Genomic DNA, 472 nt, shown 5'->3' with positions numbered 1-472 from the left:
CGTGGATCATCTCTGCCGCGCTTTCTTCATGTTGTTCGACCCTCTCGTCGTGTCGCCGGGCCAATACCCGCGGCCAATTCATGCAGGAGGCTGCGCCAGTAAGCCGCTCTTCAAGACCCTCGCTTCGTTCGTCCTCGGCTCCCTGGCGCTATCAGCCCAGGCCTAACAACTCAAGGTCATGACCTCGGGCGGCTTCACCGCCGCGTATAAATTGCTCGGCCCGCAATACGCCGAGCAAAGCGGTGACACCCTCGCGACCATTCTTGGCCCGTCCATGGGCAAGGCGCCGGAAGCGATTCCCAACCGCCTGGCCCGCGGCGAACAGGCCGATGTGGTGATCATGGTCGGCTATGCCCTGGATGCGTTGATCAAACAAGGCAAAGTAGACCCCGCGCCCCGCGCGGCGCTGGCCGACTCGCGGATTGGCCTGGTGGCGAAGGACGGTCCGGCCAAACCTTTGATCAATACAGAC

1 pseudogene is annotated in these 472 nt (G+C 62.7%); it reads left to right on the top strand.

Annotated elements, in window-relative coordinates:
* Positions 1-142: 142 nt before the first annotated feature.
* A pseudogene (locus JMV15_RS27910) lies at positions 143-472 on the top strand (substrate-binding domain-containing protein); the annotation flags it as partial.

The sequence above is a fragment of the Pseudomonas paracarnis genome (assembly GCF_904063055.1).
GTDB classification, from domain to species: Bacteria; Pseudomonadota; Gammaproteobacteria; order Pseudomonadales; family Pseudomonadaceae; genus Aquipseudomonas; species Aquipseudomonas paracarnis.
The sequence above is the reverse complement of the archived record's forward strand: the minus strand, read 5'-3'. Positions and strand labels throughout refer to the sequence as shown.